Here is a 24,584-nt window from a genome sequence, read left to right as displayed (position 1 = left end):
CACGGACGAAGACGCTTGATTCCCATCCTTGTCGCCGCGACGGCGGTGATCGCGCTGGCCGCGTGCAGTTCCGGCGGCGCGACGAAGAACGCCGGCGCCGCGGTCGGCGCACCGGTCTCCGGCGGGACCATGACGATCGGCATCCAGGACCCGCCCGCCGACCTCGACCCGCAGACGATCGGCAGCTTCTCCGAAGACTTCATCAAGAACAACATCTCGGACAAGCTGATCTACCAGAACCCGAAGACGATGGCACTCGAGCCCTGGCTCGCCACGTCCTGGACCAAGAACGACGCCTACACCGAGTTCGTGCTGAAGCTGCGGACGGACGTGACGTTCAGCGACGGCTCGGCGCTGACGCCCGAGGTGGTCAAGGCCAACCTCGACATGCTGGCGTTCGGCGACGACGCGCTCGGCGTGCCACCGCAGAAGGGCCTGCTCAACGGCTACGTCTCGACCGAGGTGACCGGCACCGACCAGATCACCGTGAAGTTCAGCGCCACCAACACCGGTTTCCTGCCGGCGCTGAGCGGCCGACCGTTCGGCATCGTCGGCGCGGCCATGCTCAAGCTGAGCCGCCAGGAGCGGGCCAAGCCGCAGAACGTGGTCGCCAGCGGCCCGTTCACCATCGGCGAGCACGTCTACCAGCAGAGCACGACCCTCAAGAAGCGGGCCGGCTACGCCTGGGCGCCGGAGAGCCGCGCGCACAAGGGTGAGGCCTACCTCGACGCGGTGAAGATCGTCGTCGTCCCCGAGTCGGGGGTGCGGATGGGCGCGCTGCAATCCGGCGAGACCGACGCCATCACCGACGTCAGCCCGACCGACGAGAAGGCCGTCGCCGCCGGCGGCGCCACGATCCTGTCCCGGCCGATCCCGGGACGCGCCTTCTCGCTCGACTTCAACCTGCACAAGGCTCCGAGCAACGACCTCGCCGTGCGGCAGGCCATCCAATACGGCTGGGACCGTGACGGGCTGCGCAAGGCCGTGCTGACCGACAGCTACAAGATCGCCAGCTCGATCGTGCCGGAGGTCTTCCCCGGCTACGCCGACCTGAGCAGCGAACTGAAATACGACCCGGCCAAGTCGAAGCAGATCCTCGACGCCGCCGGCTGGGTGCCCGGCCCCGACGGCATCCGCGCGAAGGGCGGCCAGAAGCTGTCCCTCGAGGTGCAGGGCAACCAGTCCCTGGTCATCTTCAAGCCGGCGCTCGAGTTCGTGCAGGCCAACCTGCGCGACGTCGGCATCGAGCTGAAGATCAAGATGGTGTCGGCCGCCGACTGGCTGGCCGGCGACGCCGACCCGGACCCGTGGTGGAACATCAACGCCTACGCGGGCACCGGCAACGACCCGTCCTGGCTGCGCAGCCTCTACTCACCGCTGGCACCGGCCAACCGCCTGAAGATCAACCAGGACACGCCGATCCGGCAGCAGGTCACCGACCTGATGGACACGCTGGTCGCGCCGCTCGGTGACGCGGACCGGATGGCAGCGGTCAAGAAGGTCCAGGAGGAGGTCATCAGCACCTACGCGCTCTCGGTGCCGATCTTCACCACCGCTCAGGTGGCGGCGGCGTCGCCGAAGGCGCAGGGACTGGCGTACGACAGCCTCTCCCGCCTGTCCCTTTACGACGCCTGGCTGGCGGCGTAGTCGGATGCGTCTGCTTGGCAGGGTTGGGCAGTACGTCCTCGTGGTGTGGCTGGCGTTCACGCTCAGCTTCTTCCTCCTGTACGTGCTGCCCTCCGACGCCGCCTCGCTCATGGTCGATCCCACCCAGGTCGGTGACAACACCGAGACCGTCGAGCGGTTGCGCGAGTTCTACGGCCTCGACCACAGCGTCTGGCACCAATACGCGGACAAGCTCGTCGGCATGCTGCACGGCGACTTCGGCGTCTCCTACCGGACCGGTCAGGACGCCTGGTCGATGATCTCGGCGGTGCTGCCGAACACGACGCTGCTCGCCGGTCTCGCGCTGGTCCTGGCCGTGCTGCTGGCGCTGGGCGTGGCACTGCTCAGCGTCCAGACCGCGTTCCCTCGGCTGGGCGGCCTCGCCTCGGCCATCCCCTCCGTCGCCGTCTCGGTGCCGGTGTTCCTGGTCGGCCTGCTCCTGATCCACCTGTTCGCCATGCGGCTCGGCTGGTTCCCGGTGATCGGCGGGGACGGGCCGAGCTCGCTGGTGCTGCCCGCGATCACGCTGGCCGTGCCGGTCGCCGCGCCGATCGCGCAGTTGCTGGTGCGCAACCTGAGCCGGGAACTGGCCGCGCCCTACGTGACGGTGCTGCGCGCCCAGGGTGCGTCGACGATGTGGATCCTGCGCCGCAACGCGCTCAAGAACGCCTGCCTGCCGGCGCTGACCATCGCCGGCCTGACGTTCGGCCAGTTGCTCGCCGGCACCGTGATCGTCGAGACGGTGTTCTCCCGCACGGGCCTCGGCCGGCTGACCGAGACCGCGGTGCGCAACCAGGACATCGCACTCATCCAGGCGATCGTCGTGCTCGGCGCGGTCGTCTTCTCGCTCGTCAACCTCGCCGTCGACGTCGTCTACCCGATCCTCGACCCCCGCGTGAAGGTCGGCCATGCCTGAACAGTTCACCGAAGCCGAGGTGGAGCTGGCACCCAGCGCGCCCACCAGGACGGCGACTCTGCGCCGGACCCTGCGCCGGCCCACGCTGGTGGCATCCTGGCTGGTGCTCGCCGTCGTAGCACTGTGGACGGTGATGCCGGGCGCCTTCACCACCGGCGACCCTCTGAAGATCGGCAGCGGCGACTCGTTCGCCGCGCCGAGCCTGAGCCATCCGTTCGGCACCGACCAGCTCGGCCGGGACCTGTTGACCCGCACCATCTTCGGCACCTCCGAGACGGTCAAGGCGACCCTGCTGGCGGTGCTCCTCGGCCTGATCGTCGGTTCGATCCTGGGCGTGCTGTCCGGCCTGGCCCGCGGCCTGGTCGACACCGTGATCGGGCGCCTGGTCGCCGTGCTGCTGGCGATCCCGGGCCTGCTGCTGGCGATGGCGGTGGTCGCTGCCCTCGGCTACGGCACGACCAACATCGCGATCGCGGTGGGTGTCGCCTCGATCGCGCCGTTCGCCCGGGTGATGCGCTCGGAGGTGATCCGGGTGGCCAGCATCGACTACGTCACCGCCGCCTACGGCAGTGGCGCGGGCTTCCTGCGTACCGCCTGGAACCACGTCCTGCCGAACGCGGCGCCCACGGTCCTCGCGCTGGCCGCGCTCGAATGCGGCAGCGCCCTGCTGGCCGTCGCGAGCCTGGGCTTCCTGGGTTTCGGCACGCCCCCGCCGCAACCCGAGTGGGGCCTGGCCGTCGCCGAGGGCCGCAACTACCTGAGCACCTATCCGTGGATCTCGCTGTTGCCCGGTCTGATCATCGTCATCGTCGTGGTCGCGACGAACCGGATCAGCAAGTCCCTGGGAAGGTAGACATGGACGGTCCCCTGCTGAGCGTGCGCGACCTGGGCGTGACCTACCAGGACCGGCACGGAAGGTCACAGCCCGCCCTGCGCGGTGTGTCGATAGACGTGCTGCCCGGCCAGACCGTGACGGTCGTGGGCGAGTCCGGTTCCGGCAAGAGCACGCTGCTCAACGCCGCGCTGGGCCTGCTGCCACCGGCCGCCCGGGTGACACAGGGGCAGGTGCTGCTCGGCGGCAACGACATCACCGGCTGGACCGACAAGCGGCTGGCGACCCTGCGCGGCACCTTCGTCGGCCTCATCCCGCAGGACCCGGGTTCGTCGCTCGACCCGGTCAAGAAGATCGGCCACCAGGTCTGCGACGCGGTGCGGATCCACCAGAAGGTGTCGGCGGCGGAGGCGTGGCGGATCGCGGAGGCGAAGCTGCGCCTGGCCGGCCTGCCCGAGCCCGACCGGCTGCGCAACCAGTATCCCCACGAGCTGTCCGGCGGCATGCGCCAGCGGGTGCTGATCGCGATCGCCCTGGCCAACGACCCCGCGATGCTGCTGGCCGACGAGCCCACCTCGGCCCTCGACGTCGGCGTGCAGCGCCAGATCCTCGACCACCTCGAGATGCTCAGCGACACCCTGGGCCTGGGCATCCTGCTGGTGACCCACGACATCGGGGTCGCCGCCGACCGCTCCGACCGGATCATGGTGCTGCGCGACGGCTCGACCGTCGAAGACGGCGACCCCGGCCGGGTGCTGGGCGATCCGCGCAGCGACTACACCCGCCAGCTCCTGGCGCACGCGCCGACCGCGGCCAGCACCCGGGTGCGCGGCGCGGACGGCGCCGCACCGGAGACCGACGAGTCGGTGATCGAGCTGGACGCGGTGGCCAAGCACTACCACGACGTGCACGCCGTCGACGGTGTCTCGCTGCGGGTCCGCCGCGGCCGCACGCACGCCATCGTCGGCGAGTCCGGGGCCGGCAAGTCGACCCTGGGCCGGCTGGTCGCGGGTCTGACGGCGCCCACCACCGGGACCGTGGTGGTCAACGGCCGGCCGGTGCCCGAGAGACCCCGGCGCGCATCGCAGCGCTGGTTCCACCGCCAGCTCCAATACGTCTTCCAGGACCCGAGCAACTCCCTCGATCCCCGCTACAGCGTCGAGAAATCCATCAACGAACCCCTCAAGAACCTCCGGGTACGCGACACCGCGCGCGAGCGTGCCGCCCGGGTCGCCGAGCTGCTGGACGCCGTCGGCCTGGACCCGTCGGTGGCCCGGCGGCGGCCGAGCGAGCTGTCCGGCGGGCAGCGCCAGCGGGTGGCGATCGCCCGCGCGCTGGCCGCCGAGCCCGAGATCCTGGTGCTCGACGAGGCGGTGTCCGCGCTGGACGTCAGCGTGCAGTACCAGATCATCCAGCTCCTCGCCGAGCTACAGGACCGGCTCGGCCTGACCTACCTGTTCATCACCCACGACCTGGGCGTGGTCCGCATGATCGGCGACGACGTCACGGTGATGCGGCACGGCCGGATCGTCGAGACCGGCCCGGTCGACACGGTGTTCTCGGCGCCGCGCGAGCAATACACGGTCGAGCTCCAGGAGGCGATCCCCGGCCGGTCGCTGCGCGAAGCGAGGGAGGTTGCCTGACATGTCCATCACCCTGACCGGGATCTCCAAGACGTTCCCGGGCCAGCGGGCCCTCGACAACGTCTCGTTCACCATCGAGCCGGGCACCATCCACTGCATCCTCGGCCAGAACGGCTGCGGCAAGTCGACGCTGATCAAGGCGCTCTCCGGCTACCACACGATCGATCCGGGCGGCGCGATCACCGTCGGCGGCACCGCGTTCGCCGGCGGCAGCCCGCAGGAGAGCGCCCGGCTCGGCATGCGGTTCGTGCACCAGCAGGCCGGCGTGATCCCCGAGCTGACCGCGCTGGAGAACCTGGCGCTCGGCATCGGCTACCGCACCCGGCGCCGGGCCATCGACTGGGCCGCCGAACGCCGCCGGGTGCACGGGCTGCTGGCCCGGATCGGCCGGGCCGACCTCGACCTCGACCGTCCGATGTCGATGGCCCGCGCGGTCGACCGGGCCGCCGTCGCGATCGCCCGGGCGGTCGACCCGACCGGCTCCGAGCTCACCTTCCTCTTCCTCGACGAGCCGACCGCCGCGCTGCCGGTCGCCGAGGTCGACCACCTGATGGAGCTGTTGCGCACGCTGCGCGACCAGGGCGTCGGCGTGGTCTACGTGACGCACCGGCTCGACGAGGTCTTCCGGATCGGCGACACGGTCACCGTCCTGCGCGACGGGCGGCACGTCACCACCGGCCCGGTCGCCGACCTGGACCACACCCGGCTGGTCGAGCTGATCACCGGCGAACGCGGCGCCGTGGCGCTCGAACGCCACCTCGGCTCGGGCCGCCCGCAGACCAGCGGCGCCGCGCCGATAGCCACCAGCCTGGCCGTCCAGGGCCTGCACACCGACCTGCTGCGCGACGTGCACCTCTCGGTCGAGCCGGGCGAGGTCGTCGGCGTCGCCGGCCTCGACGGCTCGGGCCGCGAGGAGCTCTGCTACGCCCTGGTCGGCACCGTTCCAGCGACCTACGACGAGATCGCGGTCGGCGGCGCGGCGCTGACCGGGCGGTTGACGCCGGCCTCGGCACAGCAGCGCGGCCTGGTGCTCGCGCCCGGCAACCGGCAGAAGGGCAGCGCGGTCCGCGAGTTCACCCTCCGCGAGAACCTGACGCTGCCGTTCCTCGGCTCGTTCCGGCGGTTCCTGCGGATCAGCGGCCGGGCCGAGACGGCCGCCGCCAACCAGTGGATCCGCCGGCTGAGCATCCGGACCAGCCGCGACCACGACCCCAGCGCGGCGCTCTTCGCTCAGCTCAGCGGCGGCAACCAGCAGAAGGTGGTGCTGGCCAAGTGGCTGGCGACCGGGCCCCGGGCGCTGCTGCTGGACGAGCCGACCTCCGGCGTCGACGTCGGCGCGCGGGAGGCGATCTACCAGGTGATCCGGGCCCAGGCCGAGCGGGGCATGGGCGTCCTGCTGGCCTCGTCGGACAGCCAGGACTTCCTCCGCGTCTGCGACCGGGTCCTGGTCATCCGCGACGGGCGGATCGCCACCGAGTTGCGCGGCGACGACGTGACCGAAGCGGCGTTGCTGGGTGCCCTGATGGCGTCGACGGAGGTATCAGGTGTCTGACGTGTCCACAAAGGTGCCGGCCGTCGAGTTCGACGGTCGCCTCACCAAGGAGCAGCGGCGCGGCCGGCTCAAGCAACTGCTGTCACCCAAGGAGTTCGGCGGCGTCTACGTCTGGCTCCTCATCATCGTCGTGTTCGCGATCGCCCAGCCCCACACGTTCCCCACCGGCGCGAGCGTGCGCACCATCGCCAACACGTACGCCATCAGCGGGATCATCGCCCTTGCCGTGACCATCGCGATGCTGTGCGGCCTGTTCGACATCTCGGTCGGCTACACGATGGGCCTCGCCGCCTGCCTGTCGGCCTGGGTGATGGCACACACCAGCCTGCCGTGGTGGATCGCGGTGCTGGCCGGCATCGGTGCGGGCGTCGTGGTGGGCCTGGTGAACGCGATCGCGATCGTCGGCTTCAACCTCGATCCGATCATCGCCACCCTCGCGACCGGCTCGATCATCGCGGCGCTGACCACGGCCATCTCCGGCAACCTCTACATCGTCGACAACGTCGGCGGTTCGTTCAGCGAGAACGTCGCGCGTAAGTCCGTCTTCGGTTTCCAGGAACCGTTCCTGGTGATGCTGGTCCTGATGCTGGTCTTCGGCTTCGTGCTGGAATGGACCAAGACCGGGCGCTTCATGTACGCGATCGGCTTCGACCGGGACACCGCCCGGCTCGCCGGTGTCCGCGTCCAGGCGATCCAGACCCTCACCCTGGTGTGCACCGGCGGCCTCGCGGCCGTCGCCGGCGTGATGCTGACCGCCCGGATCGGTGCCTACTCCCCCGGCGCCGGCCCGCCCTACCTGCTGCCCGCCTTCGCGGGTGCGTTCCTGGGCGCCACCATGTTTCGCTCCGGCCGGTTCAACGTGTGGGGAACCATCGTCGCCACGCTGCTGCTGGGCACCGGCCAGTTCGGCATCCTGCTGCTCGGCGGCCCGATCTGGTCGTCCGACGTGTTCAACGGCGTCGCGCTGCTGTTCGCGATGGCCGTCGCGAGCTTCTCACCCAGTGCACCGGCCCGGGTCCGTGCCCTTTCCCGGCTCTTCGGGCGCCGTCGCCCGTCGCCTCCCGTTCCCAGCGAGAGATTGGACCCACAATGAGCACCCGTATCCGGCGTCGTGGCGCGGCAGCGGCGCTCGCCGTCTGCGTCGCCATCGGCCTGGCCGCTTGCGGCTCCTCGGACGAGACCGCCAACGCCAGCCAGGGCACCAGCGACGAGATCAAGGCCCAGGCCCAACAGCTCGTGAGCACCTACACCAAGCAGCCGACCAGCATCGGCGTCACCGAGCCGATCAAGGGGACGATCCCCACCGGCAAGCGGATCGCCTACATGAACACCGGCCTGTCCTCCGCGGTCGAGATCGAGGCGATCCTCAAGGAGGCCCTCGATGCGGTCGGCTGGCAGTTGGTCTCCGTCAACGTCGGGCTCACCCCGGAGAAGCTCAAGGCCGGGTGGGAGCAGGCGGTGCGGCTCAAGCCCGACGGGGTGATCGGCGTCGGGTTCGGCCCCGAATACTTCAGCCAGGAACTCGACCAGCTCAAGGCGATGAAGATCCCCGTGGTGGAGGTGTCGCTGGCCAAGAACGACCCCCGGCTCACCGCGCTGTTCCAGGGCGTCGAGCAGGTGACCCGGGCCGGTGAGATCCAGGCCGCCTGGACGCTCGCGCAGCACGGCAGCGACGCCAAGACGGTCGCGGTCGACGTGCCCGACCTCGAGTCGGTGCACGCCTGGTTCACCGGATTCTCCAACGAATACAAACGACTGTGCCCCAACTGCAAGCTCGACAAGATCCAGTTCGCCGCGACCGACATGGGTACGCCCAAGACCGCGTCGCAGCTCGCCGGCTACGTCCAGGCGCACCCCGACACCAACACGATCATGATGGCCGTGGCATCGCTGGCACTCGGTCTTCCCGATGCGCTCGCGCCGCTGGGCTACAAGGGCTCGATCGGGGTGCTCAACGCCGACGAGGCGATCCGCGACTACATGCGCAAGGGCCAGGTCACCGTCTCCAACAGCACCGACTGGGCGACCACGGTGTGGCTGACGGTCGACACGCTGGCCCGGTCGTTCCTGGGCGAGAGCGTCGAGCCCGATCTCAAGGCACCGCTCAACTACTACCTCTACACGGGCGAGAACATCCCGGCCGGCAAGGGCTACGCCACGGCGTACGTCGCCGACTACCAGGCCCAGTTCAAGAAGCTCTGGGGCAAGAGCTGAACCGCCCTGTCGCACTGGTGACCGGGGCGGCCGCGGGGATCGGCCGGGCAACGGCCGTCGCGCTGGCCGCCTCGGGTCATCGCGTCTTCGCGACCGACCGCGACGAGGGGGGCCTGCGCAGCCTGGGCGCCGATGCCTACGCGGTCGGGGACCTCGCCGACCCGGCGGTCCCGGGCCGGCTGGTGGCCGAGTGCGCGCGGACGCTGGGCCGGATCGACGTGGTCGCCCTGGTCGCGGGCATCGGCCAGAGCGGCCCGGCGACGACGATCGACGTGGACCTGTGGGACCAGGTGCAGGCGATCAACCTGCGCGCGCCGTTCCTGCTCGCGCGCGACGCGTTCCCGCACCTCGAGGCGACCGGCGGGTGCATCGTCGCGGTCGCCTCGCTGGCCGGGACGCGGGGCTGGCCCTACGCGGCGGCGTACTCGGCCGCGAAGGGCGGTCTTTATCAACCTGATGCGCACGCTGGCGCTGGAATACGGGGTGCACGGGGTCCGGGTCAACGTCGTCGCTCCCGGCTCCGTGGCGACCGATCTGGCCCGCGGGATGCGCACGGTCGAGTTCACGAAGCACGAGGCGCTGGAGCGGCGCCCCGGCGGCGTCGACGGCCGGGTCGGCACGGCCGAGGAGATCGCGGCGACGATCGCGTTCCTGGCGTCGCCGGCGGCTTCCTACGTCAACGGCGCGGTGCTGTCCGTCGACGGCGGCGCCAGCGCCTGACCGAGCCGCGAGGTCACCTCGGCGAGCGCCTCGTCGGCGACCGGGAGCAGCCCGGGCGGCAGGCTGAGGAAACCGTGGAACCCGCTGGGGTAGGTGCGCACCCACGCGTTGCCCAGTCGTTCCGCGTAGGCGGTGGCCTCGTCGCACAGCGGGTCGCACTCGGCGGCCGCGATGATCGCCGGCGGCAGCCCGTCGAGGCGGTCGGCGCGGGCCGGTGCGGCGAGCGGGTCGGAGCGGTCCGCTTGATCGGGCACGTACTGGTCCCAGTACCAGGCCATCGAGGTGGCCTCCAGCCCGAAGCCGTGTCCGAAGCGTCGGTAGCTGTCGGTGTCCATCCGACCGTCCAGCACCGGGTAGAGCAGCAACTGGGCGGCCAGCGCCGGGCCGCCGGTGTCCCGGGCGCGAATGGCGGCGGCCGCGGCCAGGTTGCCGCCGGCGCTGTCGCCGGCCACCGCGAGCCGGGCCGGGTCGATGCCGAGGTCGGCGGCGTGCTCGGCGACCCAGCACAGCACGGCGTAGACGTCGTCGATCGCAGCCGGGAACCTCGCCTCGGGCGCGCGCCGGTAGTCGACCGACACCACCACGGTCCGCGCCCGGTTGGCGATCGAGCGGCAGAGCGGGTCGTGCGAGTCGAGGTCGCAGAGCACCCAGCCGCCGCCGTGGGCGAAAACGGTGCCGGACAGGACGGTGCCGGTCGCCGGGCGGTAGATCCGCACCGGCACGTCGCCCACGAGCAGGTCTTCGACCTTCGCGATCGGCTCGAGTTCGCGCACCTGGGCGGCTCGCCGGTCGTCGGACGCCTTGCGGGCCGCCGCCGGACCGATCTGCTCGGGTGGTGGTGCCGCCGACCGGATCGCGTCGACGATGGCGCGGGCTTCGGGGGTGAGCATCCTCGTCCGTCCTTTGTGGTTAGAGACGCCAGCCGCCGTCGACGTGCCAGACCTGGCCGGTGATGGCGGCACCGGCGTCGGAGGCGAGCAACACGGCGACGGCGCCGAGTTCTTCGGCGTCGAGCACCCGGCGCTGGGCGATGTCCGCGGTGACGCGGTCGCGCGCCTCCGCACCGGAGATGCCGGACCGGGCGCCGATGACGTCCCAGTCGATGGCCGAGGTCTGGGTCCAGCCTGGGCACAGGCAGTTGACGGTGATGCCGTGGGTGCCGGTCGCCAGCGCCAGCGACCGGGTCAGCCCGACCAGGCCGTGCTTGGCTGCGGTGTAGGCCATCGACGCCCCGGCGCGGTCGGCGACCCCGGACCCAATGTTGATCACGCGACCGTAGCCCCGCTCCCGCATCGCCGGCAACGCCGCGTTGGTGGTCCACCAGGCCGACGACAGGTTGAGCGTCAGCAGCCGGTCGAAGAGGTCGTCGTGCTCGTGCCACGGGTCGGCGTCGACGCCGTCACCCGGGCGGCCACCGACGTTGTTGACCAGGATGTCGAGCCGGCCGAACGCCGCGAGGGCGGCGCGCACCGGTGCCCGCGCCTGGTCGCGGTCGAGCGCGTCGGCGACCACGGCCCGCGCGTCGCCGCCGATCGCCGCGGTTACCTCCGCGAGGTCGGTCGCGGTGCGCGACGACACGACGACCGACGCGCCCTCGCCGGCCAGCGCCTCGGCAAGGGCCCGGCCGATGCCGCGCCCGGCACCGGTGACGACCGCGACCCGTCCGGCCAGCTTCATCGCAGCGCGGCGCGGAACAGGTCGCGGGCGGCCTCGCTCCCGTCGAGTGGGCGGTTGGTGCGGTTGGCGACCTTCCAGCCCGCCGGGGTCCGGGTCCACTCCCAGCGGTTGGCGGTGATGCGCCAGACCCGGTAGCTGTCGGTCGCCTCGTCGCGGCGCAACAGTTGCGCGTAGCAGACCGCGACCGCCGTGTCGCCGTCGACGGTGATTCGCGGGGCGCTGACCACGTGCGCGCAGCCGCTGCGCACGAAGCCCTGGTGCGGTTCGGTGGCCACCATCTCCCGCACCGCGTCGCTGCCGTGGAAGACACCGGTCGTGCCCGGAGCCATCCCCGCCCAGGTGCCCGCGTCGTAGTCGCCGTCGTCGGCCCACAGCGCGGCGGCGAGGTCGGCCGAGAGGCTGTCGACCGAAGGCCCGTAGGAGGCCATCAGGCGGGCGATCGCGATCTCGTCCTCCAGCGCGGCCACCCGTTTCTCGAGCGTCGCCAGCCGGTTCTCGTCCACGCGTACCTCCCGATTGGTTGACATTATCTTTATCATTGAAATGATGGGAGTCACAAGGGCGAAGGCGGGACGCGGATGGACCTGGGCTACCTGACTGACCGGCACGAGATCGAGCAGGCCTACTACCTCTACTGCGAAGCCATCGACACCAAGCGGTTCGACCTGCTGGTCGGTGTCTTCACCGAGGACACCGTCGGCGACTATCGCGCGGTGCCGGGCAAGAAGCTCATCGAGAACCGGGCCGACCTGCTGGCCAACATGCGCAACAACCTGGGACCGGGCTCGTTCTGCGGCCGCACCCACCACAACGTCACCAACATCCGCCTCTCGGTCGACGGCGACCGCGCCGAGAGCCGGGCGCACTACTACGCCGTCCACGAAGGCGCCCTCGACTACGCGGGCCAGCTCTACGTGATGTGGGGCGAATACCACGACCAGTGGGTACGCACAGCCGACGGCTGGCGGATCCGGGTCCGCGGCTACGACCCGTTCATCACCCGCGGGCCTCGCGAGATCACCACCCGCCGCTCGGCAGAAGGAGTTCCCACCGCATGACCGTGGATGACTACGACGTCGTCGTGATCGGCGCCGGCTTCGCCGGGATGTACGCCGCCTACAAGGCCCGCCAGGACGGCCTGACGGTGCACGGCTTCGAGGCGGGCAACGACGTCGGCGGCACCTGGTACTGGAACCGCTACCCGGGCGCGCGCTGCGACGTCGAGAGCGTCGACTACTCGTTCTCCTTCGACGACGCGCTCCAGCAGGAGTGGACCTGGAGCGAGCGGTTCGCGACCCAGCCGGAGATCCTCTCCTACCTGCGGCACGCGGCCGGCCGGTTCGGGCTCTACGAGCTCTTCAGCTTCGACTCGCGGGTGACCGCGGCCCGCTACGCCGATGGTGCCTGGACCGTGACCACCGCCGGCGGGCGGTCGGTGCGGGGTCGGTTCGTCGTCCTGGCCACCGGAAGCCTGTCGGTGCCCAACCGGCCCGCCATCCCCGGCGCCGACGAGTTCGCCGGCGAGGTCTACTTCACCGCGGAGTGGCCACACGAGCCCGTGTCCCTCGACGGCAAGCGGGTCGGTGTGATCGGCACCGGTTCCTCCGGCATCCAGACCGTGCCCGAGGTGGCCAAGCGGGCCGCCGCGCTGACCGTCTTCCAGCGCACCGCCAACTACAGCATCCCCGCGGTCAGCGAGCCGCTCCCGCCGGAGGAGTTCGCTGAGGTCAAGGCCCACTACGCCGAGCGCCGGGTGCGCACCCGGCGCGGGCTCTACGGTTCGCCGGCCCGCGACCCACACCCGCTCCACCCGCTGGCGATCTCGCCCGAGGAGCGCAACCAGGTGCTGGAGCAGCGCTGGACCTACGGCGGTGTCTTCTTCGCGCGGTCGTTCCCCGACCAGATGGTCGACGCCGACACCAACCGGGTCGCCAGCGAGTTCGTGCACGGGAAGATCCGGCAGATCGTCCGTGACCCGCGGACGGCCGACGACCTGATCCCCGACGACCACCCCATCGGCGCCAAGCGGATCTGCACCGACTCGGGCTACTACGCGGTCTTCAACCAGGAGCACGTGCGGCTGGTCAACCTCCGCCGCGACCCGATCGAACGGATCGAGCCAACCGGCATCCGCACCGCCACCGGCCTGACCGAGCTCGACGTGCTCATCTATGCCACCGGCTTCGACGCGTTCACCGGCGCCGTGACCCGGATGGACATCCGTGGCCTCGACGGCGCCGCGCTCGCCGACACCTGGGCCGACGGGCCGATCACCTTCCTCGGCCTGGTGGTGCCGGGCTTCCCGAACCTGTTCCTGCTCAACGGGCCCGGCAGCAGCGGCCCACTGTCCAATATGGTGCTCTGCGCCGAGCAGCAGATCGACTGGGTCTACCAGGTCGTCGCGGCGACCCGCGAGCGTGCGGCCACCGCGGTCGACGTCACGGTCAACGACGCGGAGAAGTGGACCGACCTCGTCGACGAGACCGCGCAGGCGACGCTGTTCACCCGTGCCAAGTCGTGGTACACGGGCTCGAACATCGAGGGCAAGAAGGAGCGATTCATGCCCTATGCCGGCGGGATGGGCGCCTACGTCGACCACTTGACGGCGGAGGCGGACGCCGGGTTCCCGACGCTGGTCTTCGAATCGCCGAGCAGGCAGAACGTGTGACGGAAGCCGGGCCGGACGATCCGCTGGGGTGCCTCGCCGTCGAACCACCGGTCGACGTGCCCCCAGTGGTAGGGGTGCCGCATGTAGGCGTGTTCGAGGGCCCGCAGGTCCGGGAAGACCTGTTCCCACACGTGGGTCCAGGCCGTCGGCCCCTGCGACGCGACGACCCGGCTCAACCGCCACTCGCGCATGACCGGGATGTGCTTGCCCATCGCGAAGAGTTCGGCCTCGAACGCCGCGGTGGTGGCCGGGTCGGCCTCGACCCGCAGCAGCAGGCTCCGGTGCACGGGTGCGTTGCCGGCGAGGTCGCGGGTGCCGGTCGGGCCGTCGCGGTAGGTCGCCGAGGTGAAGCCGGCCACCGGCAGCCGGTCCGGGATGGCGGCGTCCTGGTCGTCGCCGGTGACCCGCCAGACCACGTCGCCGCCGCGGACCACCCCGGGCAGCGTGGGTCGGGCCCAGCCGCCCTGTTGTTCCAACGCGCGGGCCACCGCAGCGGCGTCGGCACCCGGCGCCAACGCGACCAGTGTTGTGCGGCGGACGGCCATCAGCGCACGTCTTCGAGCGCGGCCAGGTCGTCAGCGGCCGCGTAATGCCGGCGGCTGCGCGACTCCAGGCACGGGGCGAGCCGGTCCCAGAACCCGATGACGGCGTCGTCCCGGCCGCCGGCGCGGGCCCGCCACCAGCCATCCAGGCCGTCGACCTCCCAGGTCACCTGGATCGTGTTGCTGCCGTCGGCGAGCAGCGTCGGCGGGCTCACCAAGGTCTGCCGCAGCCGCATCCCGCGGGCCCGGGCGCCCGGCACGTATTCGGCCGCGTAGCGATCCAGCACCTCGCGGGCTTGCCCCGGCCTGGGCATGAGTTCGTCGACGACGAAGACCGGCGGACCCGCCACCGGTGGCGCGCCGCGCTCGACGATGACGCTGCGCCCGTCGAGCGACCGGGTGCTGCGGCCGACCGCGGCCAGATGCCCCTGCGCGGTCACCACCTTGCCGGTCACTGCCCTCGGATCGGCGGAGACCAGGTCGACCACCGCTTCCGCCAGGTGCTCCACGGGTTCGACGTTGTCCGTCCGGATGCCCAGCGCTTCCAGCCCCGGCGTGCGGACGGCGCTGACTGGCGCGACCACGTTCACCGAGATGCCGTCACGGGCCAACTCGGCCGCGAGGCTCACGCTGGTCCGCACGACGGCGGCCTTCAGCCCGGCGTAGAGCGCGGCTCCCCCATCGGTGGTGTAGCCGCTCCACGGCGGCCCGGCGGGTATCGCGGCACTGTTCGAGCCGATGTTGACCACCCAGCCGGCGCCGTTGGCCCGCAACGCGGGCAACGCGAGGCGGGTCAGTTCGTAGGGCGCGACGACGTATTGCTGTACCTGAGCGAGCACGTCCTCGGCGGTGAACCCGCTCATCGGTGCGAACACGGCCCGGCCCGCGGCGTTGACGAGGATGTCGATCCGGCCGCAGGCCTCGAGCACGGTGTCGACGACCCGGGCCCGCTCGGCCGGGTCGGTGAGGTCGGCCGCGACCGGCACGGCCCGCCACCCGTGCGCGGCGATCCGGGCCGCGGTGTCGGCCAGCGTCCCGGCCAGGCCGTCGGTGCTCGACGACAGGCTGCGCGCCACGATCGCGACCGTCGCACCCTCGGCGGCGAGCCGCTCCGCGATGGCGGCACCGATGCCGCGGCTGGCGCCGCTGACGACGGCGACCCGGCCGGCCAACCTCATGCCAGCGCCCGGTATTCGCCCCGGAAGAAGACGAGCGGTTCGCCGCCGATCGCCTCCAGCGCGGTCACCGCGCCGACGACGATCTCGTGGTCGCCACCGTCGTAGACCGCGCTGATCCGGCAGTCGACCCACGCGACCGCCTCGGCGAGCAGCGGCGAGCCGAGCGGGCTGGGCGACCAGTCGACGCCATCGAACTTGTCGCCGCCACTGCGCGCGAACGTCCGGGAAAGCTCCTCGTGCCCGATGCCCAGGATGTTGACGGCGAACCGGCCGGCGGCGCGAATCCGCGGCCACGTGGTCGACGACCGCCCGACGCAGAAGCACACCAAGGGTGGGTCCAGCGACAGCGCGTGGAACGACTGGCAGGCGAACCCCGCCGGCCCGGCACCGTCGACGCCGGTCACCACGGTCACGCCGGACGGGAAGTGGCCCAGCACCTCGCGCATCCGGAGGGCCTCGATCTCGGTGGCCCTGATCCCGCTCACCGCACCACCTGCCGTTCATTGACGTCTTATCTTCTAGAAGATAGTAAGTGTTAGCATCTCAGAACACCACGAGCAATCGTTAGGACCGCTCATGCCCGTCTCCACAGAGTTGGTCGACAGCCACATCGCCGTCGTGACCGTCGACTTCCCACCGGTCAACGCCGTGCCGGTGGCCGGTTGGTTCGCCATCGCCGACGCGGTGCGCACGGCACCGACCGACCTCGGCGCCCGGGTCGTGGTGCTGCGCGCGGAGGGCCGAGGTTTCAACGCCGGCGTCGACATCAAGGAGATGCAGCGCTCGGTGGGCTTCACCGCGCTGTTGGAGGCCAACCGCGGCTGCCACGCGGCGTTCAAGGCCATCTACGAGTGCGCCACTCCGGTCATCGCGGCCGTCAACGGCTTCTGCCTCGGCGGTGGCGTCGGCCTGGTCGGCAACTGCGACTCGGTCGTCGCGAGCGATGACGCCTACTTCGGCGTGCCCGAGGTCGACCGCGGCGCGCTCGGCGCCGCCACGCACCTGTCCCGGCTGGTGCCGCAGCACCTGATGCGGACGATGTACTACACGAGCCGGACCATCACCGCCCAGCGGCTGTTCGACTTCGGCTCGGTGGTGGAGGTCGTGCCGCGCGAGGAGCTCGACGCGGCCGCCCTGGCGCTGGCGCGCGAGATCGCCGCCAAGGACCCCCGGGTGATCCGGGCCGCCAAGGAAGCGCTCAACGGCATCGACCCGGTCGACGTCAACACCAGCTACCGGTTCGAGCAGGGCTTCACCTTCGAGCTCAACCTGGCCGGCGTCGCCGACGAGCACCGCGACGAGTTCGTGCGCACGGGCGAGAACCTGACCGCGTGAGACCGGCCTTCCGCACGGCGCTGACCGAGCTCACCGGTGTCACCCATCCCATCGTGCAGACCGGAATGGGCTGGGTCGCCGGCCCACGCCTGGTGTCGGCCACCGCCAACGCCGGCGCGCTCGGCATCCTGGCCTCGGCGACGATGACCCTCGCGGAACTCGAGCGCGCGATCGTCGAGGTGCGCGAGCGCACCACCCAGCCGTTCGGCGTCAACCTGCGGGCCGACGCCGGCGACGCCGACAAGCGCGTTCAACTGCTCATCGAGTACGGCGTGAAGGTCGCATCCTTCGCCCTGGCACCGCGACCGGAGCAGATCGCCCGCCTGAAGGAACACGGCGTCGTGGTGATGCCCTCGGTCGGCGCCGCACGGCACGCGCAGAAGGTGGCCGCCTGGGGTGCCGACCTGGTGATGGTGCAGGGCGGCGAGGGCGGCGGCCACACCGGCCAGGTGCCGACCACGCTCCTGCTGCCCTCGGTGCTCGACGCCGTCGACATCCCGGTCGTCGCGGCCGGCGGCTTCTACGACGGCCGCGGGCTGGCCGCCGCGCTCTCCTACGGCGCGGCCGGCATCGGCATGGGCACCCGGTTCCTGTTGACCAGCGACAGCGCCGTGCCGGAGCGGATCCGGCGGGAGTATCTGGGCTTCGGGCTCGACGGCACCGTGGTCACCAGCAAGGCCGACGGCATGCCGCACCGGCTGCTGCGTACCCGGTTCGTCAACGGTCTCGACCGCGAGAACCGGTTGACCGGCCTGTTCCGGACGGCCCGGCGGACCGCGCAGTTCAAGCGGATGGCCCAACTCAGCTGGCCCGCGCTGCTCCGCGACGGGCTCGCGATGAGAAAGGCCGGCGACCGCTCGTGGGCCCAACTCGTGCTCGCCGCCAACACGCCGATGCTGCTGCGCGCCGGCCTGGTCGAGGGCGACACCGACGCCGGCATGCTCGCGTCCGGCCAGGTGGTCGGTCTGATCGACGACCTGCCGAGCTGCGCGGAGCTGGTCGACCGGATCGTCTCCGACGCCGTTTCCCAGCTATCGCGGGCACAGGCGACGATCTCGCCAACCAAGCACTTGTTTGGTAGCGTCAGCCCGTCGGACCCGGAGGACGAATGACAACCGAACCCGTCGTCACCTACGAGGCGCGCGGCCCGGTCGCGCTGGTGATGCTCAACCGGCCGCGCTACAGCAACGCGCAGAACTCGAAGGTCACCTACGCCCTCGACGCGGCGTTCAGCCGGGCCGTCAACGACGACGACATCAAAGTCATCGTGTTGGGCGGCAACGGCAAGCACTTCTGCGCCGGCCACGACATCGGCACACCCGAGCGCGACGCCGACGAGTCGTTCGAGCGCAAGGCCGTCATCTGGTATGACCACGTCGGCAAGGCCGGCGTCGACAGCCGGTTCGCCCGCGAGTCCGAGGTCTACCTCGGCATGTGCCGGCGCTGGCGCGACATCCCCAAGCCGATGATCGCGATGGTGCAGGGCGCCTGCATCGCCGGCGGCCTGATGCTCGCCTGGTGCTGCGACTTCATCATCGCGTCCGACGACGCCTACTTCGCCGACCCCGTCGTGCGGATGGGCATCCCGGGCGTCGAATACTTCGCGCACCCGTGGGTGCTCAACCCGCGCGCCGCCAAGGAGTTCCTCTTCACCGGCGACCGGTTCAGCGCACAGCGGGCCAAGGACCTCGGCATGGTCAACCACGTCGTGCCCCGCGCCGACCTCGAGCCCGAGGTGCTGCGGATGGCCACGAAGATCGCGGAGATGCCCCGGCTCGGGCTGGCGCTCACCAAGAAGGCGGTCAACCAGGCCGAAGACCTGATGGGCATGCGGTCCGGGATGGACTCGGTGTTCGGGCTGCACCACGCGGCGCACGCGCACAACGCGGAGGTCAGCACCGACTCGCTCGGCGGGCTCGACGCCCGCGGCATGGCCGCCGCCAACAAGCGCCAGGCGGGTGACGCATGACCCCCGAGTTCACCGAGCGCGAGCAGGCGTTCCGCGCCGAGGCCCGCGACTGGCTGCGGGCCAACAGCCCCGGCCGGCTTCCGTCGATGGACACCCCGGCGGGCGCCGTGGCGCATCGCGAGTGGGAGCGCACGCTGGCCGCCGGCCGGTGGTCGGTCGTGGCCTGGCCGGCGGAATTCGGCGGGCGCGACGCCACGCTCACCGAGTGGGTGCTCTTCGAAGAGGAGTACTACACCTGCGGCGCACCCACCCGGATCGCCCAGAACGGCATCTCATTGCTCGCACCGGTCATCTTCGAGCACGGCTCGGCCGAGCAACGGCAGCGCTACCTGCCGTCGATGGCCGACGGCACCGACGTCTGGGCCCAGGCCTGGTCGGAACCCGAGGCGGGCAGCGACCTCGCCGCGATCCGCAGCCGCGCCGACCGCGACGACGACCGCGGCGGCTGGGTTCTCAACGGGCAGAAGACCTGGAGCTCGCGGGCGGCGGTCGCCGACCACGGGTTCGGCCTGTTCCGCACCGACCCGGCCGCCGAACGGCACCGCGGCCTGACCTACTTCCTGTTCCCGCTGGCCACGCCGGGCATCACGGTCCGGCCGATCGCCCAGCTCGACGGCGACCCGGGCTTCGCCGAGATCTTCTTCGACGACGTGTTCGTGCCCGACGCCGGTGTCGTGGGCGACCCGGGCGCGGGTTGGAAGATCGCGATGTCGACGGCCGGCAACGAGCGCGGCCTGTCGCTGCGGTCGCCGGGCCGGTTCTGCGCCGCCGCCGACCGGCTGCTCGCGTTGTGGCGCGAGCGCGGCGCATCGTCGCCGCACCTGCGTGACCGGGTCGTCGACGCGTGGATCCAGGCGCAGGCCTATCGGCTCTACACCTGGGAGACGGTGGCCAAGGTCGAGCAGGGCTGGTCGGTCGGCGCGCACGGCAGCGTCAACAAGCTGTTCTGGTCGCAGCTCGACGTCGACCTGCACGAGACGGCGCTCGAGTTGCTCGGCGTCGACCAGGAGTTGCGCGGCGGCTGGGTCGACGACTATCTGTTCGCGCTCGCCGGGCCCATCTACGCCGGCACCAACCAGATCCAGCGCAACATCGTCGCCGAGCGGATCCTGGGGTTGCCCCGATGAACTTCGCCTGGACCAAGGAACAGCACGCGTTCGCCGAGACGCTCGATGCCCTGCTGTCGTCGGCCCGCCCGGTCGCCGCCGCCCGCTCGTGGGCGCTGGGCGAGCGCGATCCCGGCCTGGCGTTGTGGCGGGCGCTGGCCGACGTGGGCGTGCCGGCGCTGTGCGTGCCGGAGCGCCTCGGCGGTCTCGACGCCGGCCCGGTCGAGGCGGCGATCGCGTTCGAGAAGCTCGGTTACCACGGCGCGCCCGGGCCGTGGATCGAGTCCGTGGCTGTTGCGCCCGCACTGCTCGCCGGCACGTCCGAGGAGACGGTGCTGACCGAGGTCGCGGCCGGCGAGACGCTGGTCTCGTTCGCCGCGCCTCCCCTGACACCGCGCGCCGTCGACGCGGCCGGCGCGCGGGTGTTCTTCCTCGCCGAGGGCGGTGCCCTGCACCAGGGTGTCACCGGCCCGCTCGCGGCATCGGTCGACCCGGGTCGACGGCTGTTCGAGGTCACCCCCGGTGACCACATCGCCGACCTCGCCGACTCCCGGGTGGCCGGCGCGTTCGACGGCGCGGCGCTGGCGTGCGCGGCCGTCCTGCTCGGCGCCGGGGAGCGGCTGCTGGCCACCTCCGTCGACTACGTGGGTGAGCGCCGCCAGTTCGGCCGCCCGGTCGGGCAGTTCCAGGCGGTCAAGCATCTGTTGGCCGATGTGCGGGTCGCGCTCGACTTCGCCCGGCCGTTGGTGCTCGGTGCGGCGCACGAGCTGGCCGCCGGGTCGCCCGACGCCGGCCGCGACGTCTCCGCCGCGAAGGTCGCCTGCGCCGACGCCGCCCACCTCGCGGCGCGGACGGCGTTGCAGGTGCACGGCGCCATCGCGTACACGGTCGAGTGTGATGTCAGCCTCTGGCTGTTGAAGGTGCGAGCGCTGATGGCCGCCTGGGGCACGGCGGGCTTCCACCGCGACCGGCTCATCCGGGCCCTGATCTAAGGAGAGGTGTTGGCAGACAAGACGATGACGCTGTCCGATGTGGTGGGACACGTCGAGTCGGGCATGACGATCGGCATCGGTGGCTGGGGTTCGCGGCGCAAGCCGATGGCGATCGTGCGTGAGTTGCTGCGCAGCGACGTCAAGGACCTCACGGTGGTCACCTTCGGCGGGCCCGACGTCGGGCTGCTCTGCCGGGCCGGCAAGGTGCGCAAGCTCGTCTACGGCTTCGTCTCGCTCGACAGCATCGCGCTCGACCCGCACTTCCGGGCCGCCCGCGAGTCGGGTGCGATCGAGACCGCGGAATATGACGAGGGCATGTTCGTCACCGCGCTGCGGGCCGGCGCCAACCGTTTCTCGTTCCTGCCCAGCCGGGCCGGCCTCGCGAGCGACGTGCTGACGATGAACCCCGACCTCAAGACGGTGCGCTCGCCCTATGACGACGAGGAGTATGTCGCCGTCCCGGGGCTGCGGCCGGACATCTCCTTCATCCACCTCAACCGGGGCGACGCGCAGGGCAACGGGCAATATCTGGGCAACGACCCCTACTTCGATGACCTGTTCGCGATGGCGTCCGAGCGCTGCTTCCTGAGCGTCGAGAAGATCGTCGACACGGCGTCGCTCACCGCCCAGGCCCCGCCGCAGAGCCTGCTGGTCAGCCGGCTGTTCGTGCAGGGCGTGGTGGAGACACCCAACGGCGCGCATTTCACCACCTGCGAGCCGGATTACGGCCGTGACGAACGGTTCCAGAAGCACTACGCCGCGACCGCCGCCGACGACGAGTCGTGGCAGGCGTTCCGGACCCGGTTCCTCGACACCGACGAGGCCAGCTATCAACGGGAGGTCCAGGCATGGCAGGCGACGCGATGACCACGACGCGCGCTGAGGTCTGCGCGGTCGCCTGCGCCGACACCTGGCGGGGCGCGGGCGAGGTGCTCGCGCACGCCGTCGGCACGATCCCGTCGGTCGGCGCCCGGCTGGCCAAGCTGACGCACTCGCCCGACCTGGCGCTCTCCGACGGCGAGGCCTTCCTGATGAGCGAACCGCCGCCGCTGGGCAAGACCGCCGCGGCCGGCGGCACGGTCGAGGGCTGGGTGCCCTTCCGGGCCATCTTCGACCTGCTCAACTCGGGGCGCCGGCAGAGCATGATGGGGGCGAGCCAGGTCGACGCCTACGGCAACCAGAACATCTCGTCGATCGGCGACTGGCGGCGACCCACGCGGCAACTGATCGGAGTCCGCGGCGCGCCCGGCAACACGGTCAACCACCGGGTCGACTATTTCGTCGGCAAGCACTCGAAGCGGGTCTTCGTCGAGCGGGTCGACGTGGTCTCCGGTGTCGGCAACGACCGGGCGCGGGCCTTCGCGGGCAGTGCCCTGCGCTTCCACCACCTCGGCGTGGTGATCACCGACCTCGCGGTCCTCGACTACGCCGGTGACGGGCGGCTCAAGGTGCGTTCGCTGCACCCCGGCGTGACCGCCGACCAGGTGCGCGAGAACACCGGCTTCGACATCGACGTGTCCACGGCCGGCACGACCCGGTTGCCCACCGACGAGGAGTTGCGGCTGATCCGCGAGGTGATCGACCCGACCGGGCTGCTCAGTTCTTGAGCATGCCGCCGTGTAGCAGCGAGAGGTATTGCTCGGCGACCGCGTGGTGGCTGAACCGGCCGCCGAGCCGATACCAGCCGACGGTCGACCAGACCGTGTCGCGGATGAAGCGGTAGGTCAGGTTGACGTCGAGGTCGGTCCGGAACTCACCGGCCGCGCGGCCCGACTTGATCACGCCGAGCCACAGCTTCTCGATGTCGCGGCTGAGCTTGGCGACGAACTCGAAGCCCGGCGTCTCGGCGACAAAGCTCTTCTCGTTTTGATAGAGGGCGACCGCGTCGGGCGCCGCGTTGATGGTCGCGAACGACTCGCGGATCAACTGGTCGAGCACCTCGCGCGGCCGGTCGCCCTGCTCGACAATCGCGACCGACCGGGCCAGCAGGCCCTCCAGGAACTCCTGGAGGGCCTCGCCCAGCATCGCTTCCTTCGACGGGAAGTGGTGGTAAAGGCTGCCGGAGAGAATCCCGGCCTCGTCGGCGATGTCGCGGATGGTGGTCTGCGCGAAGCCGCGGGTGGCGAACTGCCGCTCGGCGATGGTGAGCAGTTCCCGGCGCCGGGCCGAACCGGCCTGCGCGGCCGCGTTGCGCTGAGCACGCATCCGTTTGCCTCCTTGGGGTTTCGACGGCAGGCTACCAAACGCTTGGTCTACGACAGTCGCTCCAGCACCATCGCCATGCCCTGGCCGCCGGCGGCACACATCGTTTCGAGGCCGAACTGCACGTCGCGCTCGCGCATCGCGTGGATGAGCGTCGTCGCCATCCGGGCGCCGGTCGACCCGAACGGGTGACCGAGGGCGATCGCGCCGCCGTTCACGTTGACCCGGTCGAGGTCGAGGCCGAGCTGGTCGACGCAGGGCAGCACCTGCGCGGCGAACGCCTCGTTCATCTCCACCAGGTCGATGTCCGACATGGACAGACCGGCCCGGGCCACCGCCGCCTGGCTCGCCTGCACCGGGCCCAGGCCCATCAACTCGGGGCTCAGCGCGGACACGCCGGTCGAGACGACCCGCGCGAGCGGCGTGAGCCCCAACTCGCGGGCCCGCACGTCGCTCAGCACCACCAGTGCGGCGGCGCCGTCGTTGAGCCCGCAGCAGTTGGCGGCGGTGACGGTGCCGTTGGGGCGGAACGCGGGCGCCAGGGCGGCCACCTTCTCCAGCGTGACGTTCTTGCGGGGACCGTCGTCGGTGTCGACCACGGTGCCGTCCGGCAGGCGTACGGGTGTGATGTCGGTGGCCCAGAACCCACGGGCGGCGGCGGCCTCGGCGAGGTTCTGGCTGCGTACGGCGAACTCGTCCTGGGCCTGCCGGGACACCTTGCACAGCTCCGCGACGTTCTCCGCGGTCTCCCCCATCGCGACGTAGACGTCGGGCCACTCCCCCGCGTCACGGGGGTCGGACCACGGCTCGCCCCGCTCGACCCGGGCGACCCTGCGGCGCGCTGCGTCGAGGAACACCTCGTCCTTGGTGTCGGGCATGCCGTCGGACTTCCCAGCGGTGAACCGGGAGACGGTCTCCACCCCGGCCGAGATGAACGCGTGCCCCTCGCCGGCCCGGATCGCGTGCATCGCCATCCGGGTGGTCTGCAGCGAGGAGGCGCAATAGCGGTGCACGGTCGTGCCGGGCAGGCCGTCGAGCCCGAGCCGCACCGCCGTCACCCGGGCGATGTTGTAGGCCTGCTCGCCGGCCGGCTGGGCACAACCCATCATCAGGTCGTCGATCGTGGTGGGGTCGAGTTCGGGAACCATCGCGAGCGCCGCCGACACGATCTGGGTCGCCAGGACATCGGGCCGCAGCTCGCGCAGCGATCCCTTGCCGGCCCGGCCGATCGGCGACCGCGCGGCCGCGACGATGACTGCTTCGGGCATCTGTTCCTCCTCGATGACGCACGCCAATCACGATCATGCTAACGCGCAAAACCAAGCAAGTGCTAGGTTGCTCAGCCGCCGACGGTTCCCCGGATTGGGTGACAT

The 24,584-nt window shown here is 71.2% G+C and carries 25 protein-coding genes and 1 pseudogene; 18 read left to right on the top strand and 8 right to left on the bottom strand.

Translation table 11 applies throughout. From position 1 onward, the window contains the following. The first annotated feature begins 15 nt into the window (after positions 1-15). From DFJ67_RS21390 to DFJ67_RS21350, 9 genes and pseudogenes are all read left to right on the top strand, one after another. The gene (locus tag DFJ67_RS21390; RefSeq protein ID WP_116069607.1) at positions 16-1,647 is read left to right on the top strand and encodes an ABC transporter substrate-binding protein; all 1,632 of its coding nucleotides are present in this window, start codon (positions 16-18) and stop codon (positions 1,645-1,647) included. Positions 1,648-1,651: 4 nt separating this feature from the next. Then, the gene (locus DFJ67_RS21385) at positions 1,652-2,581 is read left to right on the top strand and encodes an ABC transporter permease (protein ID WP_116069606.1); all 930 of its coding nucleotides are present in this window, start codon (positions 1,652-1,654) and stop codon (positions 2,579-2,581) included. After that, a complete protein-coding gene (locus DFJ67_RS21380) occupies positions 2,574-3,434 on the top strand; it encodes an ABC transporter permease (protein WP_116069605.1) in 861 nt (286 codons plus the stop codon). The genes DFJ67_RS21385 and DFJ67_RS21380 overlap by 8 nt, the downstream gene beginning before the upstream one ends. Positions 3,435-3,436: 2 nt before the next feature. Further along, entirely contained in the window at positions 3,437-5,056 is a 1,620-nt protein-coding gene (locus tag DFJ67_RS21375; RefSeq protein ID WP_116069604.1) for a dipeptide ABC transporter ATP-binding protein, read from the top strand. Position 5,057: 1 nt separating this feature from the next. Continuing rightward, positions 5,058-6,608 carry a sugar ABC transporter ATP-binding protein gene (locus DFJ67_RS21370; protein ID WP_116069603.1) on the top strand — a complete coding sequence of 517 codons (1,551 nt, stop codon included), beginning with the start codon at positions 5,058-5,060 and terminating at the stop codon, positions 6,606-6,608. Position 6,609: 1 nt separating this feature from the next. Beyond that, positions 6,610-7,701, top strand: coding sequence for an ABC transporter permease (locus DFJ67_RS21365; RefSeq protein ID WP_170215924.1), 1,092 nt, complete (start codon positions 6,610-6,612; stop codon positions 7,699-7,701). Further along, complete coding sequence (locus DFJ67_RS21360; protein WP_116069601.1) at positions 7,698-8,822, top strand: sugar ABC transporter substrate-binding protein; 1,125 nt, start codon at positions 7,698-7,700, stop codon at positions 8,820-8,822. The genes DFJ67_RS21365 and DFJ67_RS21360 overlap by 4 nt, the downstream gene beginning before the upstream one ends. A gap of 17 nt (positions 8,823-8,839) precedes the next feature. Beyond that, positions 8,840-9,256, top strand: a pseudogene (locus DFJ67_RS44735) (SDR family NAD(P)-dependent oxidoreductase); the annotation flags it as partial. A gap of 22 nt (positions 9,257-9,278) precedes the next feature. Further along, entirely contained in the window at positions 9,279-9,542 is a 264-nt protein-coding gene (locus tag DFJ67_RS21350) for an SDR family NAD(P)-dependent oxidoreductase (protein ID WP_116069600.1), read from the top strand. Here DFJ67_RS21350 and DFJ67_RS21345 read toward each other — a convergent pair. The 3 genes from DFJ67_RS21345 to DFJ67_RS21335 are packed head-to-tail and all read right to left on the bottom strand — an operon-like array spanning position 9,494 to position 11,746. After that, a complete protein-coding gene (locus DFJ67_RS21345; RefSeq protein ID WP_116069599.1) occupies positions 9,494-10,432 on the bottom strand; it encodes an alpha/beta hydrolase in 939 nt (312 codons plus the stop codon). The genes DFJ67_RS21350 and DFJ67_RS21345 overlap by 49 nt on opposite strands. 19 nt (positions 10,433-10,451) lie before the next feature. Beyond that, complete coding sequence (locus DFJ67_RS21340; RefSeq protein WP_116069598.1) at positions 10,452-11,219, bottom strand: SDR family NAD(P)-dependent oxidoreductase; 768 nt, start codon at positions 11,217-11,219, stop codon at positions 10,452-10,454. Then, positions 11,216-11,746 (bottom strand): nuclear transport factor 2 family protein, encoded by a 531-nt coding sequence (locus DFJ67_RS21335; RefSeq protein WP_116069597.1) that lies wholly within the window; start codon positions 11,744-11,746, stop codon positions 11,216-11,218. Before DFJ67_RS21335 ends, DFJ67_RS21340 begins: the two co-directional genes overlap by 4 nt. Before the next feature lie 51 nt (positions 11,747-11,797). On the opposite strand from DFJ67_RS21335, the gene DFJ67_RS21330 reads away from it, so the two are divergent. Both DFJ67_RS21330 and DFJ67_RS21325 read left to right on the top strand, forming a co-directional pair. Continuing rightward, a complete protein-coding gene (locus DFJ67_RS21330) occupies positions 11,798-12,277 on the top strand; it encodes a nuclear transport factor 2 family protein (protein ID WP_116069596.1) in 480 nt (159 codons plus the stop codon). Continuing rightward, positions 12,274-13,887 carry a flavin-containing monooxygenase gene (locus tag DFJ67_RS21325; protein ID WP_116069595.1) on the top strand — a complete coding sequence of 538 codons (1,614 nt, stop codon included), beginning with the start codon at positions 12,274-12,276 and terminating at the stop codon, positions 13,885-13,887. Before DFJ67_RS21330 ends, DFJ67_RS21325 begins: the two co-directional genes overlap by 4 nt. Here the strand turns inward: DFJ67_RS21325 and DFJ67_RS21320 are convergent. Genes DFJ67_RS21320 through DFJ67_RS21310 form a run of 3 tightly spaced genes read right to left on the bottom strand, consistent with a single transcriptional unit; the run spans position 13,806 to position 16,092 of the window. Further along, positions 13,806-14,432, bottom strand: a complete 627-nt coding sequence (locus DFJ67_RS21320; protein WP_116069594.1) for a Dabb family protein — start codon at positions 14,430-14,432, stop codon at positions 13,806-13,808. The two genes, DFJ67_RS21325 and DFJ67_RS21320, sit on opposite strands and share 82 nt — an antisense overlap. Further along, positions 14,432-15,607, bottom strand: coding sequence for an SDR family NAD(P)-dependent oxidoreductase (locus tag DFJ67_RS21315; protein ID WP_116069593.1), 1,176 nt, complete (start codon positions 15,605-15,607; stop codon positions 14,432-14,434). The genes DFJ67_RS21320 and DFJ67_RS21315 overlap by 1 nt, the downstream gene beginning before the upstream one ends. Beyond that, positions 15,604-16,092: a flavin reductase family protein gene (locus DFJ67_RS21310; protein ID WP_203784201.1), complete on the bottom strand. Its 489-nt coding sequence runs from the start codon at positions 16,090-16,092 to the stop codon at positions 15,604-15,606. The genes DFJ67_RS21315 and DFJ67_RS21310 overlap by 4 nt, the downstream gene beginning before the upstream one ends. 91 nt (positions 16,093-16,183) lie before the next feature. On the opposite strand from DFJ67_RS21310, the gene DFJ67_RS21305 reads away from it, so the two are divergent. The 7 genes from DFJ67_RS21305 to DFJ67_RS21275 are packed head-to-tail and all read left to right on the top strand — an operon-like array spanning position 16,184 to position 22,616. Next, complete coding sequence (locus tag DFJ67_RS21305) at positions 16,184-16,942, top strand: enoyl-CoA hydratase family protein (protein WP_116069592.1); 759 nt, start codon at positions 16,184-16,186, stop codon at positions 16,940-16,942. Then, positions 16,939-18,054, top strand: a complete 1,116-nt coding sequence (locus DFJ67_RS21300; RefSeq protein WP_116069591.1) for an NAD(P)H-dependent flavin oxidoreductase — start codon at positions 16,939-16,941, stop codon at positions 18,052-18,054. Before DFJ67_RS21305 ends, DFJ67_RS21300 begins: the two co-directional genes overlap by 4 nt. Next, the gene (locus DFJ67_RS21295) at positions 18,051-18,911 is read left to right on the top strand and encodes an enoyl-CoA hydratase (protein WP_116069590.1); all 861 of its coding nucleotides are present in this window, start codon (positions 18,051-18,053) and stop codon (positions 18,909-18,911) included. The genes DFJ67_RS21300 and DFJ67_RS21295 overlap by 4 nt, the downstream gene beginning before the upstream one ends. Then, positions 18,908-20,038: an acyl-CoA dehydrogenase family protein gene (locus tag DFJ67_RS21290; RefSeq protein ID WP_116069589.1), complete on the top strand. Its 1,131-nt coding sequence runs from the start codon at positions 18,908-18,910 to the stop codon at positions 20,036-20,038. The genes DFJ67_RS21295 and DFJ67_RS21290 overlap by 4 nt, the downstream gene beginning before the upstream one ends. Further along, positions 20,035-21,009: an acyl-CoA dehydrogenase family protein gene (locus tag DFJ67_RS21285; RefSeq protein WP_116069588.1), complete on the top strand. Its 975-nt coding sequence runs from the start codon at positions 20,035-20,037 to the stop codon at positions 21,007-21,009. Before DFJ67_RS21290 ends, DFJ67_RS21285 begins: the two co-directional genes overlap by 4 nt. Positions 21,010-21,018: 9 nt before the next feature. Further along, positions 21,019-21,876, top strand: coding sequence for a CoA transferase subunit A (locus tag DFJ67_RS21280; RefSeq protein WP_116076512.1), 858 nt, complete (start codon positions 21,019-21,021; stop codon positions 21,874-21,876). Further along, positions 21,873-22,616: a CoA-transferase subunit beta gene (locus DFJ67_RS21275; RefSeq protein WP_116076514.1), complete on the top strand. Its 744-nt coding sequence runs from the start codon at positions 21,873-21,875 to the stop codon at positions 22,614-22,616. Before DFJ67_RS21280 ends, DFJ67_RS21275 begins: the two co-directional genes overlap by 4 nt. Here DFJ67_RS21275 and DFJ67_RS21270 read toward each other — a convergent pair. Together DFJ67_RS21270 and DFJ67_RS21265 are read right to left on the bottom strand one after the other, a co-directional pair. Continuing rightward, positions 22,606-23,214 (bottom strand): TetR/AcrR family transcriptional regulator, encoded by a 609-nt coding sequence (locus DFJ67_RS21270; protein WP_116069587.1) that lies wholly within the window; start codon positions 23,212-23,214, stop codon positions 22,606-22,608. The two genes, DFJ67_RS21275 and DFJ67_RS21270, sit on opposite strands and share 11 nt — an antisense overlap. Before the next feature lie 47 nt (positions 23,215-23,261). After that, entirely contained in the window at positions 23,262-24,494 is a 1,233-nt protein-coding gene (locus DFJ67_RS21265) for an acetyl-CoA C-acetyltransferase (protein WP_425321076.1), read from the bottom strand. Positions 24,495-24,584: the final 90 nt, after the last annotated feature.

This window comes from Asanoa ferruginea (assembly GCF_003387075.1).
In the GTDB taxonomy this organism is placed as follows: domain Bacteria; phylum Actinomycetota; class Actinomycetes; order Mycobacteriales; family Micromonosporaceae; genus Asanoa; species Asanoa ferruginea.
Note: the sequence above shows the minus strand (reverse complement) of the source record. Positions and strands in the feature narration are given on the sequence as shown.